Source organism: Maribacter orientalis (genome assembly GCF_900109345.1).
Classification (GTDB): Bacteria; Bacteroidota; Bacteroidia; order Flavobacteriales; family Flavobacteriaceae; genus Maribacter; species Maribacter orientalis.
The window spans coordinates 453,539-468,032 of the sequence record NZ_FNZN01000004.1 but is presented as its reverse complement, the minus strand read 5'-3'; the positions used below and the strand labels follow the sequence as shown (position 1 = coordinate 468,032).

General features: G+C 34.1%; 10 protein-coding genes. 5 read left to right on the top strand and 5 right to left on the bottom strand.

Annotated features, from left to right (window positions below):
• Positions 1-19: 19 nt before the first annotated feature.
• From BMY56_RS11670 to BMY56_RS11650, 5 genes are all read right to left on the bottom strand, one after another.
• The gene (locus BMY56_RS11670) at positions 20-1,108 is read right to left on the bottom strand and encodes a hypothetical protein (protein WP_091624272.1); all 1,089 of its coding nucleotides are present in this window, start codon (positions 1,106-1,108) and stop codon (positions 20-22) included.
• 13 nt (positions 1,109-1,121) lie between these two features.
• Positions 1,122-1,466 carry a DUF4870 domain-containing protein gene (locus BMY56_RS11665; protein WP_091624269.1) on the bottom strand — a complete coding sequence of 115 codons (345 nt, stop codon included), beginning with the start codon at positions 1,464-1,466 and terminating at the stop codon, positions 1,122-1,124.
• A gap of 11 nt (positions 1,467-1,477) precedes the next feature.
• Complete coding sequence (locus tag BMY56_RS11660; protein ID WP_091624266.1) at positions 1,478-2,791, bottom strand: OmpA family protein; 1,314 nt, start codon at positions 2,789-2,791, stop codon at positions 1,478-1,480.
• A 1-nt stretch (position 2,792) separates the two neighbouring features.
• Positions 2,793-3,206 carry a hypothetical protein gene (locus BMY56_RS11655; RefSeq protein WP_091624264.1) on the bottom strand — a complete coding sequence of 138 codons (414 nt, stop codon included), beginning with the start codon at positions 3,204-3,206 and terminating at the stop codon, positions 2,793-2,795.
• Positions 3,207-3,304: 98 nt separating this feature from the next.
• The gene (locus BMY56_RS11650) at positions 3,305-7,312 is read right to left on the bottom strand and encodes a two-component regulator propeller domain-containing protein (RefSeq protein ID WP_091624261.1); all 4,008 of its coding nucleotides are present in this window, start codon (positions 7,310-7,312) and stop codon (positions 3,305-3,307) included.
• A 375-nt stretch (positions 7,313-7,687) separates the two neighbouring features.
• Between BMY56_RS11650 and BMY56_RS11645 the strand changes: the two genes are divergently transcribed.
• The 5 genes from BMY56_RS11645 (at position 7,688) to scpA (ending at position 14,445) form a co-directional block, all read left to right on the top strand.
• Complete coding sequence (locus tag BMY56_RS11645) at positions 7,688-9,325, top strand: ABC-F family ATP-binding cassette domain-containing protein (protein ID WP_091624258.1); 1,638 nt, start codon at positions 7,688-7,690, stop codon at positions 9,323-9,325.
• A gap of 261 nt (positions 9,326-9,586) precedes the next feature.
• A complete protein-coding gene (locus BMY56_RS11640; RefSeq protein ID WP_091624255.1) occupies positions 9,587-9,739 on the top strand; it encodes a YqaE/Pmp3 family membrane protein in 153 nt (50 codons plus the stop codon).
• Between the two features lie 270 nt (positions 9,740-10,009).
• Positions 10,010-10,816, top strand: a complete 807-nt coding sequence (locus BMY56_RS11635) for a DUF6503 family protein (protein ID WP_091624252.1) — start codon at positions 10,010-10,012, stop codon at positions 10,814-10,816.
• Positions 10,817-10,922: 106 nt separating this feature from the next.
• Entirely contained in the window at positions 10,923-12,296 is a 1,374-nt protein-coding gene (locus BMY56_RS11630; RefSeq protein WP_091624249.1) for a methylmalonyl-CoA mutase subunit beta, read from the top strand.
• Complete coding sequence (scpA, locus tag BMY56_RS11625; protein ID WP_091624247.1) at positions 12,289-14,445, top strand: methylmalonyl-CoA mutase; 2,157 nt, start codon at positions 12,289-12,291, stop codon at positions 14,443-14,445. Before BMY56_RS11630 ends, scpA begins: the two co-directional genes overlap by 8 nt.
• Positions 14,446-14,494 lie beyond the last annotated feature (49 nt).

The window sequence follows — 14,494 nt, the reverse complement described above, 5'->3', positions numbered from 1 at the left end:
ATTTATTTTTTTATGCTGTTTATTTTTCAGCTACGAAAACACTATTAACTTGTGCCGAAGTAGCACCGTCTGTCAATTTAATTGGCTCTCCATTTTTCCATATGGTTGCAATTTCACCATCGCTGCCACCTACATATATATTGTTTTCTAGTACAAAAACCGAAGTTGCCGTAGCATCGATTCCTTTCGTTGAAAGAGGCTCTACAGGAAAATTATTTTTCCAAAGGGTGGCCATCCTGTTCTGATCAGAGTCATTGACTGAACCCACTACATATGTATCATCATTTGAGACATAAATAGCATTAGCCAATCCGTCAGTAGTGCTGTTCGATAGCTGAGTAGCAACACCATTTTTCCAGATATAGGCTACGTTTTTTCCATTTTTGAATTGCGAGCCAGTGACATATACATCATCCCCCGAAACAAGTATATTCTCAGCTCTTGAGCCTAAAAGATTATCTGTTAAGGAGGTTGCAACACCATTTATCCAAATTGTAGCTACAAAAAATTTAGTTATCGGATCTTCTACATACCCAGCAACATAAACATTGTTTCCTTCTACATATACAGATGTGGCCCATGAATGATTTTTTCCTTCGCTCAAAATTGTTGCTTTACCGTTTATCCATTGGGTAGCAACGTAAAGCTCACCATTGATAATTGGGTAAACCTCCATACCAACCGCATAGACTGCATCTCCAGAAACGAAAACAGATGAAAGAAACGCTACCCTTGACCCATCACTTTGTGATGTTTTTACTCCGTTTTTCCAAATGGTAGCAATATTGGTTGTTCCATTATTTTCATATCCACCTATATAAATATCTTCACCAGATACATAAACCGAGGTTGCATTAGCATCATTCGCGCCATTGGTTAATGGGGTAGCAACACCGTTTTTCCATATTTTGGCAATGTTCTTGACACCATCAGATTCTACACCAACAGCATAAACATCGATTATAGGTTCTGGTTCAGGTTGAGGTTCTGGCTTAGGCTGGGTTTCTTCTATAACAATGAGATTTGGTTGGCTATCATCATTTTTGCTACACGAGAAAATAAAACTTAAAAGAATAAATAGAATTGAGTTCTTTAATATCGTTTTCATAATTAGTAGATTTTTAAATATTCTTAAACCACTCTTTATATTTTTCCCCTAAAAAAGGTACTGGACTTTCTTTTCCGTTGATAGCATTCATAAGCCCCATCACCCACATATAGAGAAGAACAATAATGCCAAGGATATTGATAATCCAGCCCAATATGGGAATCATGCCAACAATACCCAATGCCAAACCAGTTGCGGCCAAACCTAATGACTGTTTAATATGATAGGCCGCAAAGGCATCTTTCTTATCATTGTTCATAACATAGGCGATGATGAGACCAATGATGGTGATGTAGGCTATAATGGCTATATTCTTACCTTCGTTAACTACTGTGGTTTTGTTTTCTATTGTTTCCATTTTTCTTTGTATTATATCTTTATAAATTCTACTCTTCTATTATTTGCTCTCCCTTTTTCGGTCGTATTATCATCGACCGCCTCTACTTCACCTTTGCCCATGAACTGTAACTTATCTTCATTGATACCAAACTCCTCTACCAGGATTTGCTTTACCGCTTTTGCTCTGTTTTCAGAAAGTATCTGATTATAATCTTCTGCACCTTGATTGTCGGTATGTCCAACTATTTGCACAGTGATATCACTATTGTCCCGAAGCATATTGGCGATGTCCAATAATATACCGTAAGATTCCTTTTTTACGGTTGCTGCAGCAGTATCAAAATAGATTCCCGTAGTACTGAATTTTCCATTTTTAAGTAATAATGAACGTAAATCCTCTGTAGACTCAGCAATTCTAAAGTTTGATACACCTACAAAATGCCCATTCTCTGGTAATACGTCCATCGCCTCAATAATGAAATATTTACCAATGTTCGCCTGTATTAAATTGGGGGAATCCACCATTTTTTCTTCATTTACCCACATTCTTAGCCTTTTTTTGTTCACGGCAATTGAAATATGAACTGTATTATTTAGATAATCTGTCATTTCCCTATCTATACGGCTACCAATTTTCACTTCAACCTCTCCTCCAAAATTTTCAACATTACTTACTTTAAGCCCATTATTGGAAAGCAAGATTTCGATATCTGCCAAGGATCCACCTGAACCCATACTGTATGCTTTCTTAGTCAAGAATGCAAAAAACAGTTTGCTGTTAGGTTTGCCACTGCCATACCCATTGTTGGCCAAATCAAATTCTATGGTATAATTTTCAGGGAGTTTGTTTTCCATTGTGGGCATATACCCAGCTCTTCTTGAGATGGAGAGCCACTTATCTTTGGAATCGTTAATAGTTACAACTTCTCCAGAGCCTCCTGTTTCCCAGTTGGCAGGGAAATCACCTAATGCGTCTGCGGCAAAATCATCATAAAACAAAAGTTTACTGCCAGGTATGAATGTAAAATTGCTATAGACTCCAAAGGTATTAGCGTCGGTTTCTTGTTCTGAAGTTTCGTTGTGTTCATTCATTTCATCATTCTGACTGTCGCCATTTTGATTAGAAGATTTATTTTTCTTCTTTTTTCCACCTTTGCTTCCATCTAAAATGGTGTCCATGGTTTTTTCGGTTTCTCGATTTACCTTTTGAGCCGTTTTTCTTATAACTGCTTCCTTTGCGGCGTCTTCTGCTCGTTGGCCAAGTTTTTTAAGGAATTGGGCATAACTCGTTTGTGATGATATCAATAGAGTCATTAATACCAGTAAAATTTTTATAGTCTTCATTTTATAACGTTTTTAGAATTATTTCTCCCTTTTTTTTAGAAATTACTTTTGTCTTAACACTTCCAAAATTTATATGATCTAAGTGTGAAAATTGATCTTCAGAAAAAAGCGCCTTATCTGTATAAATAGTAATAGTTGATTCGGTTAGTGGTTTGACCATGTTGTCACTTAATTCGTAACTTCCTTTAAGAATTCCTAAATAAAATACGTGGTTTGGATATGTATTTGGAAGTTCATTTTTAGAATTCTCAATATCTAATAAAGTGATTCCAGAAACTGAATTTGTTTTTTGGTTTAGGATAAAAACAACCTTTGTTTCATTTGTACTTATTGTTTGTGCTGAGCAAAAAAATACGCCAAACAGAAGCAGTATTAGTACGCTAAATTTTTTTGATTTTGTGATATCTACTTTCATGATTTTTGATTGTGATACCAAAATTATCTGAAAGTATGTAGTGAGGATGCTATGTATGTAACATAGTATGCAAGGAATGTAACATGAAAAGTAAATCTCTATAAATCAAGTGATTGAAAATACTCAGCAGGAGTTTTTTTATATACTTCTTTGAAACATTTTATAAAGTAGGAAGGGGTGTTGAAACCAACTGCATAGGCAACTTCATTTATAGAGGCGTCTGAAGTTTTTAAAATATGGAGTGCTTGTTTTAAGCGTTGAGATCTGATAAATGAAGTAGTAGTTAGCCCTGTATAGGCTAATAATTTTCTATGTAATTGCATTCTACTCATGGCAACTTTTTTACTAAAAAGAATAGCATTAAACTCAGGGTTCGACAAATGAGTATCGAGAATTTGTTGCACTTTATTCAAAAATAATTCATCGGTAGGTGTTATTGCAATATCTTTCGCCTTAAGTATTAACTCTTGACTATAGCGTTTTCGAAGTGCTTTTCTTATGTCAATAAGGTTGGCTATTCTTTTCTCAAGGATTCTTAATTTGAAAGGTTTTGTTATAAAATCATCTGCCCCAGCCTTTAACCCTTTCAATTCATTTTCTTCACCTATACCTGCAGTAAGCAGTATTATAGGTATATGACTTGTGCGTTCGTCGTTTTTTAGGGTATTACATAATTCAATACCACTACAAATTGGCATTCGTATATCTGAAATTATGATATCTGGAACTATTTCAATCGCTTTTTTAATACCCTGTTTTCCATTCTCTGCCTGAAAAATTTGATATTTATGTTGCAATGCCAACATTATGAATCTCCGTACCTCTTCGTGATCTTCGACCACTAATAGAATAGGAAGTTCAAAATCTTCTTGTGTTTTTACTAAATCTTCTGATATAACATCTGGTTGTTTGGAAGCTTGACTACTTATTTTATGGTAAGTCTCTTTGTCAAAAGAGTCTTGGTTTATGGGAAGAGTAACTAGAAAACTTATGATGTTCTTTTGTTCTATATGTGCCGATATTTCACCATGGTATAACTGTACCAATTCTCTTACCAAAGAAAGTCCAACACCTGCTCCTTCCGCAAATTCATCTTTTTGATAAAAGCGGGTGAAGAGATTCTCTATATGTAATTCCGTAAGGTTTTCTGTAGTATTTTTTAGACTAATGAATACCTTATCTTTTTCGCTTGTGACTATAAATTCACAGAATCCTAGTTTTGGGCAGTATTTAAATGCATTAGAAAGTAAATTTGTTACTATCTTTTCTATAACATCCTCATCATACCAAGAATTTTTTATTGGCGCTATTTCAATAGTATATTTTATTTTTTTGAGGTCTGCATAATAGTCAAAAGAAGAGGCAATAGTATAAAGAAACAAGCTAAGTTCCCCTTGAAAAATATTTAATTTCAACTTCCCCTTATCCAATTTGGCAAGGTCCAATAATTGATCTACCAATGATAATAATCTATTTGTATTGCGCTTGATCATAGAGAAATTTGCGAAATCGGAATCTGGTATATTGCCCTCACTTAATTTTGCATCTATAGGTCCGGCAATAAGTGTAAGCGGCGTTCTAAATTCATGGGAAATATCTGTGTATAATTTTGATTTAAACTCATTGAGCTTTTTAAATCGTTCCGCTTCTTCCTCCTTTAATTGTAAGTCTAGTTGCATCCTCCAACGCCACTTTAAATAAGAATATATCCCAAAAATTGTGCTTAAAATTAAAAGTGAATAAACAATTTTAGCCAAGTTGGTTAGGTACCAAGGAGAAGCTATTGAGAACTTGAAAGTTTCTGGAATTTCATTCCAAACACCATCATAATTACTGGATTTTACTTTAAACTCATACGATCCTGGAGGAATTTGAGGATAACGGGCAAAATTATTATTCCCTGAGGAAACCCAATTGTCGTCAAAATTCAATAATTTATATTTATACATATTCTTTTCAGGGATAGAATATTGTAAACTGGAAAAAGTAAAGGTTATGGTATTTTGATTATGTTTTAAAGTAATGTCTTGCTTTAATGTTTGTGGTTCATCTAATACTTCAAAACCTGTTATTGTTGTTTTGGGAAGCGTAATGTTCCCTCTAATTTCCTCTGGCTGAAACCAATAAAATCCATCGAGCCCTCCGAAATAAAGTTGTCCCGATGAATCTGAAAAATAGGCGCCTGTATTAAACTCGGTAGCCAAACCATCAAAATTATCATAATTTGTAATCTGCGGCGGATTTTCTAATGTATTGGCCGAAGTAAACTTCGTAATTCCTCGATTCGAACTTAGCCATAAATTACCCTTTTTATCGGGTTGTATGGAATAGATTACATTGTTGGCCAAACCGTCTGCAACAGTATAGTTGTAAAAAAAACTCTCTTCAATATCAAAGGCATTTAGACCTCCACCGTTTGTTCCGATCCATAAGATACCTTTAGGGTCATAATAAAGAGACTTAATTTTATTATTAGATAAAGAATTGTTTGAAGCTTGAAATTTGTATGAAGTAAATGTTTGTTTATTAATATCAAATAAAACAATTCCATCTTCTTCTGTTCCTAGCCAAAATTGATTAGAATTACCTTGCGTAATTACCCTAATATTATTGCTGGGGAGTGAATCATTGGTGGTATATTTTTTAATTTCACCTCTATTTTTGTCAAATTGAATTAACCCATGCTCTCGAGAGCCTAACCAATAGGTGTTGTCATTAGCTTTAAATATACACCATATTGTATTAGCCGATAATTTGGTTGTCGATGTATTAGAATATTTTTCTATATCGCCTTTTTGATTGAGTATATTGAGCCCACCACCTTGAGTGCCAATCCATAAATCATCTTCATTGTCAATCAACAGACTCATAATTCTATCGGAGGAAATAGCCTGTTTTCTAGTGCTTTCTGTATTAAATGTTCTCCAACTATTAGTAGCTGTTTCATACTGCGTTAACCCCTTGCCAGAAGTTCCTAACCAAACATCACCATTTTTGCTAACCGTGATTGCTCTTATAACATCAATGCTAATATTTTCTGGGGTTTGAAAATTGGTTATTGAATTAAATTTTTCTAGATACTCATCATAATAACTTAGTCCCGCCCCATCAGAACCAAACCAAAGTGTACCAGTATAATCTTCGTAAATGCTTAAGATATCGTTATAATGTAATGCTTTTGGATTATGCTTTTCAGTGCTAAGATGAGTTATTTTAAAGCTTTTTAAATTAATCATATACAATCCACTACCATAGGTTGCAATCCATAGTCTTTCTTTTTTATCGATATGTAATGCTAAAATATTTAGATCATTAGGTAAAGGATCTAAAAAAGAAAGTTCTGATATTCTATGAACTATGTTCTCATTTTCATTTCTAAAATATAGACCATTTCCATAGGTGCTAATCCATTGCCTTCCTGATGCCTCAGAAACAAGGGCGCTAAAATTTTCATTTAGTACTTCGCCATATTTTGTCTTAGGGTAGATATCTGTTTTTTTTGATAATTTAGGGTCAAGTTCAATAATTTTCTTATTTGTTGTAATAAGAAGCGACCCATTATTATGTTGGCTTATATGATAAATTTCTCCTTGAATTTCATTTGACGTTAATATGAGCTTTGTTTCATAAGTGGCATGATCCATAACATAGAGCTCGTGATTGTAGGTGCCTACCCAAAAATTCAAATTTTTATCTTGAAATAGTATGTTTGTGTTTTTTAAACTAGAAATGGGTTTAAACACATCAGCAACACGGTCAAATTTATAAAGTAAATTGCTGGAAGGAATGATCCAAACTCCTCCTTCTCTATCGGTATAGACTTTTCCTAAATTACTATAATTAGGTTTGGTTATGTCTAAAAAATTATAGGGGTAAATTGTAAATTTTCTACCATCATATTTATTTAACCCATCTTGTGTGGCTATCCACAAAAAGCCAATGCTATCTTGTGAAATAGAAATTGCACTATTTTGTGATAACCCTTCTTTTACAGATAATTGCCTAAACGAAACTTGTGATTGGGAAGATGCAGATTCTATACAATTAATATATAGGATACAAAAAAAAGATTCTGTAATTAAGAGTATAAATTTTTTAAGATTCATTTATAACCATTTTTGATATAGAATTTGGCTTTTAGGGTGATATATGCATAAAATATTAAGTCAGAAATCTTACTTGATCAATTTTCGTTTACCTTCTTAACCCTTGAGTTTGAAATTTTCAAATTTTTAATATATGGTCAATGTTGTAGTTTGAACATTTATTTAATTGGATTATATATAACCTATGTTTGGGGGGAAAGCGCAAATAAATTTGTTGATTTTTAATTGCTATTGGTCTAGTCTCAAATAACCGTTATAAATTATTAGAGTATTAAATTTATTGTTTAAAGCTGAACATGCCTAATTATTTTTTCTAAAACCAAGACACACCTCCCATTCCTTATTCCTAGTTTTGCAGTATTAAAAATTCTGTATATGATTTCAGTTGATAATTTAGCTGTAGAGTTCAGTGGAACTACTTTGTTTAGTGATGTATCTTTTGTAATAAACCCTACCGATAAAATTGCACTTATGGGCAAGAACGGCGCAGGTAAGTCCACAATGATGAAAATAATTGCAGGGGAACAAACTGCAAATCGTGGTAATGTAAGGGTGCCAAAAGATGCCATAATCGCGTATTTGCCACAGCATTTATTGACAGAGGATAATTGTACTGTTTTTGAGGAAGCTGCTAAGGCTTTTAAGCATGTATTTGAAATGCGTGATGAAATGGATAGGCTTAATAAAGAATTAGAGACTAGAACAGATTATGAGAGTGATGCTTATATGAGCATTATAGAGAAGGTATCTGATCTAGGTGAAAAATTTTATGCACTAGAAGACGTAAATTATGATGCGGAAGTTGAAAAGGCATTAAAGGGCCTTGGTTTTAAACAAGAAGATTTTACAAGGCAGACTAAAGAATTTAGCGGCGGATGGCGCATGCGAATTGAACTTGCTAAAATTTTGCTACAAAAACCAGATCTTATTTTATTAGATGAGCCTACCAATCATATAGATATTGAATCCGTAATCTGGTTAGAAGACTTTCTACTCAATAAAGCCAATGCCGTAATGGTGATTTCACACGATAGGGCATTTATTGACAATATTACCAACAGGACTATTGAAGTTACTATGGGCCGTATCTATGATTACAAGGCCAACTATACCCACTATCTGCAATTACGAGAAGACCGTAGGTCTCATCAAATTAAAGCCTATCAAGAACAGCAAAAATATATTGCTGATAATATGACCTTTATTGAACGGTTCAAGGGAACATACTCCAAGACAAATCAAGTAACGTCTCGTGAGCGAATGTTAGAAAAATTAGTGATCATAGAAATTGATGAAATAGATACATCATCTTTAAAATTGAGTTTTCCGCCAGCACCGCGTTCCGGTGATTATCCTGTAACGGTTAAAGATGTTTCCAAAGCTTATGGAGAGCAAGTGGTATTCAAAAATGCGAATATGTCTATTGCAAGGGGTGAAAAAGTTTCCTTTGTTGGTAGAAATGGAGAAGGAAAATCTACCATGATCAAAGCTATTTTAGGTGAGATTGAAGTAGAAGGTAAATGCCAACTGGGTCATAATGCAAAAGTGGGCTACTTTGCGCAGAATCAAGCTTCATTATTAGATCCTGAATTGACCATTTTTCAAACGGTAGATGAGGTAGCCTTTGGAGATATTCGAAATCAGATAAAGAATATTTTAGGCAGGTTTATGTTCAGCGGTGATGATATCGATAAAAAAGTAAATATGCTTTCTGGTGGAGAAAAAACCCGTTTGGCGATGGTTAAATTATTATTGGAACCTGTAAACCTTTTAATTTTAGATGAGCCTACCAATCATTTGGACCTAAAATCAAAAGATGTCTTAAAAGAAGCACTATCCACTTTTAACGGTACGTTGATTTTGGTTTCCCATGATCGTGATTTTTTACAAGGTCTTTCTGAAAAGGTATTTGAATTTAAAGACCAAAGGGTGATAGAGCATTTTGAAACTATTGATGCCTTTTTAGAACGTAATAGAATTAAAAGTATATCAGAAATCAATTTGATGAAATAATAGCATCCAATAAACTCTTAAAATATAAAACCCTGTGTCATTATATATGCTATAGGGTTTATGAAAAACTAACCAACTATTTCACTTAATAAGTTTGGTCATAATTCTAAGAAAAATACTCGACTTTTTTTAATAAATTTTTAGGTATCAACGCCTTGATGCGATACATTTCTATTATTTTTTTAAGCTAGTAATCAATTGATTTGAATTAATGGCCACATTTTAATACAGCTATATTTATCTGAATCAAAAAATTAAAAAATGTCTCTATTAACTATAATTTTAAATATTCTTTTACCGCCGTTGGCTGTTTTTATGAAACACGGTATTGGCACAACCTTTTTAATAAGTGTTTTATTGACTTTATTAGCTTGGTTACCAGGGGTAATTCACGCTTTTGTAGTAAATCAATAAGTTATGTAATTCATGTCTTACTTTCTTATAATTGAAGTAAAAATGTAAAACCGAATAGTTGTCAATAATACAATTGATGATTTTTCGGTTTTTTTATTACTCATTTTCCTTTATAAGTTTGTATTGTTAAATTATTGAAATGCTCATTTTTAGTACATCTTCGGTACAAATACTATTAAACAATACCTTTGAGAGGTTAGTATTAGAATAACTATTCGACAAATAATATTCTATACGTATAATTTGAGAAGCCAAATTAATTTTCAAAATATGAATCGACATTTTAAAATAGCAACTGTGTTATTGTTAATCGCAGCAGGGTGTAAAGACTTTCAAAATAATGATAAAAATACATCTCAAATCGAAAAATCTGTATATGAGCTTAATGCTGAGAACACCCAATCTATAGTAAACAAGGCAATTATAGCACATGGTGGAACGCTCTATGATTCTGCTCACTATCAATTTGTCTTTCGAGATAAATTATATTCTTTTGAAAATCAAAAAGGATATACCTATAAGGTGAGTTCAAAGGATAGTTTGGGGAATCAAATTGAAGATATTTTAAAAGATGGAAAGCTTGCCAGGACAGTAAATAATGAGTTGGTAGAACTATCGAAAAAGGATATTGCCAAATATAGTGAAGCTTTGAACTCAGTTATTTATTTTGCAACGTTACCACATAAATTAAATGATAAAGCTGTTCAAAAAGAAGGAGTAGGCGAAACAATTATTAAAGGGGAAGATTACGACGTAGTTAAGGTCACTTTTGGTAAAGTAGGTGGTGGTAAAGATTTCGATGATGTTTTTATGTACTGGATAAATAAAAAATCGCATTACATAAATTATTTAGCATACAGTTATAGTGTTAATGACGGCGGAGTTCGATTTAGGAGTGCTTATAACCCGAGAACGATTGATGGTATTCGTTTTCAAGATTATATTAATTGGGAAGCACCTGTTGGCACTCCTTTAACAGAACTACCTGCAATGTTCGAAAAAGGAAAATTAAAGGAACTTTCTAGAATTGAAACTACGGATATTCAGAATTTGAATTCCGTTGAGGTAGTGGAGTAGGCATTTTTATTGAACACAATTTACTTATCGTATCTTTGATAAGCACTGTTTGAGGTTTTCAAATACGTATGATTATAACTTGTTTCTTAATTTAACTCCGTCTTATATGAAGGGTAAAACCTTATTCGAAAATTTTAGGGAGGTTTCTGCAAAAGAGTGGAGACAAAAAATACAATATGACTTAAAAGGTAAAGATTATAATGAAGAGGTTGTTTGGGATTCTCCAGAAGGAATTAAGGTAAAACCTTTTTACCATGCTGACGATTTAGAGAATATTAACGTAGAATCTTTGTCGACTACTCCTTGGAGAATAGGTCAATCCATTTACGTAGGTAATGCTATAATGGCCAATGAGAAAGCTCATAAATTAATTAAGAAAGGTGCTGAAGTGTTACATTTTGTAATTGCTACAGAAACAATTGATGTTGTAAAACTTTTGAACAATATTGATTTAAAAAGAACAGGTGTGTCTTTAGATATGCAATTTTTGTCCAAAAATTATATTGAGAAGATTATTACACTAGTTCCAAATTCTAAAAAGGTTTATTTTCAAGTTGATCCCATTGGCCATTTAGCTAGGTCTGGTAATTGGTACGATTCTTTTACTTCAGATTTCGCTGTTTTTAACGAATTGATAGAATTGAATATTGAAAATATAGTAAGCGTTGATCTTGCACTTTATGAAAATGCCGGGGCAGATATTACTCAACAATTGGCATATGCACTATCACATGCCAATGAGTATGTAAACCTATTGCATGATAATGGAAACCTAAAGAAGTTAAAGAGCATAGAATTCAAAGTTGCTGTTGAGGGTAATTATTTTTTTGAGATAGCAAAATTGAAAGCGTTACGAAAGCTTTGGAAAGTTCTTACTGAAGCCTATGAAATTTCTCCACACTGTCACATTTCTACAATACCATCGAAACGTAATAAAACCATATTTGATTATAATGTTAATATGCTAAGAACGACAACAGAATGTATGTCTGCAGTTCTTGGAGGTTCTGATACGGTTTATAATTTGCCTTATGATTCCATTTATAAAAAAGATAATGATTTTGCAAATCGTATTGCCTTAAATCAGTTAGTGTTGATGAAGGAGGAGAGCTATTTTGATAAGGTCGAAAATCCTTCTGAGGGCAGTTACTATATAGAAACCTTAACTCATCAATTAGCAGAAAAGGCTTTAATTCTATTTAAGTCTATTGAAAAAGAAGGTGGTTTTCTTAAGCAATTGAAAAATCATTCCATACAGAATAAAATAGCTGATAGTGCAAAAAAACAACAAGAAAAGTTTGATGATAAAAAGACTGTTTTGGTAGGGACAAATGCATATCAAAATGAAAAGGATAACATGGGCGGGGAATTGGAGATTTATCCATTTCTAAAAAAGAATCCTAGAAAAACTTTGATTACACCTATAATTGAAAAGCGATTAGCAGAAGAATTAGAGCAAAACCGTTTATCACATGAGTAGAAAAGACTTACAGCAAATTAGTTTAAAAGGCTCAGATAATCATAGTACTAAAATTAGTGAGTTAAACTCATTAAATACGGTTTATGAAACAGCAGAAACCATAGGAATCAAAAAAAGATATTCTGCGGTAGATGTAGCCGAGGTAGAACACCTTAATTATGCAGCTGGTATTCCTCCTTTTCTTCGTGGCCCCTATGCTACTATGTATGTGCAACGCCCTTGGACCATACGTCAATATGCGGGGTTTTCAACAGCTACAGAAAGTAATGCATTTTATAGGAAAAATTTAAAAGCTGGTCAAAAAGGATTGTCAGTGGCTTTTGATTTACCTACGCACAGAGGTTATGACAGTGACCATGAACGTGTTGTTGGTGACGTAGGTAAGGCCGGTGTGGCTATTGATACCGTCGAGGATATGAAAATTCTGTTCGAGGGTATTCCACTAAATGAAATGTCGGTTTCTATGACTATGAACGGGGCTGTTTTGCCTATCATGGCTTTTTATATCGTTGCCGCAGAAGAACAGGGTGTTTCGTTAGAACAATTATCGGGTACGATACAGAACGATATACTTAAAGAGTTTATGGTTCGTAACACGTACATCTATCCGCCTAAACCATCTATGCAGTTGGTTGCAGATATATTTAAGTATACGAGTATGTATATGCCGAAATATAATAGTATTAGCATTTCTGGTTATCATATGCATGAAGCTGGGGCACCGGCGCATTTAGAGCTTGCTTATACCTTGTCTGATGGTTTGGAATATATTAGAACAGGTATTGAAGCAGGTTTGAAAATTGATGATTTTGCACCTCGACTTTCATTTTTTTGGGGTATTGGCATGAATCATTTTATGGAAATTGCCAAAATGCGAGCTGCGAGAATGTTATGGGCTAAAGTGGTTAAGAAATTTGACCCCAAGAGTGAAAAGTCTTTAATGCTTAGAACACATTGCCAAACTAGTGGATGGAGTCTCACCGAACAAGACCCCTTCAACAACGTAGCACGAACTACTATAGAGGCCTCTGCAGCTGTTTTTGGAGGAACACAAAGCTTACATACCAATGCCTTAGATGAGGCAATAGCGTTGCCTACAGATTTCTCTGCGCGTATAGCAAGAGAAACTCAATTGTACTTGCAACATGAAACCTATATAACCAAGACTGTAGATCCATGGGCGGGCAGTTATTATGTGGAGAAATTAACGCATGATTTAGCGCATAAGGCGTGGGAGTTAATGGAGGAAGTTGAAAATCTAGGTGGAATGACCAAGGCTATCGAAACAGGAATTCCAAAAACTAGAATAGAGGAGGCAGCAGCTAGGAAACAGGCTCGAATAGACAGTCTTCAAGATGTAATTGTTGGGGTAAACAAATACCGATTAACAGCCGAAGATGAACTTCAAATATTAGAGGTTGATAATAAAGAAGTTCGTAGACAGCAATTAGAACGATTACAAAAAATAAAAACAAAACGAAATACTACGAAAGTAGAGGAATGTTTGAGTGCCATTTCAAAGGCGGCAACAAATAAATTGGCCGGTAGCGATTCGGAAGAAAATTTATTAGCTTTAGCGGTAGCTGCGGCTCGAGAAAGAGCAACCTTAGGAGAGATAAGTAGTGCTTTAGAAAAGGCGTATGGCAGACATAAAGCAATCATTAATTCATTTACTGGTGTGTATTCAAGGGAGATTAAAGAAGACGGAAGTTTTAAAAAGGCGCAAGAGTTAGCAGATCGTTTTGCCGAGCAAGATGGCAGAAGACCTCGTATTATGGTTGCAAAAATGGGTCAAGACGGCCATGATCGTGGGGCAAAGGTTGTGGCTACAGGGTACGCCGATTTAGGTTTTGATGTAGATATTGGTCCTCTTTTTCAGACGCCAAAAGAAACCGCGAAACAAGCAGTAGAAAATGATGTGCATATTCTAGGGATTTCATCACTTGCTGGGGGCCATAAAACCTTAGTGCCAGAAGTGGTTAAAGAATTGAAAGGTTATGGCCGAGATGATATCATGGTCATTGTTGGTGGAGTGGTGCCTAAACAAGATTATGAATTTTTGAAGGAGGCTGGAGCTACTGCAGTATTCGGACCAGGAACTAAAATTAGTGATGCGGCCATTCAGATATTAGAATTGCTTTTGGAGTAAGACTATTAAAAGTTGAAAATAAAAAAAAGCCGAACAAATTACTTGTTCG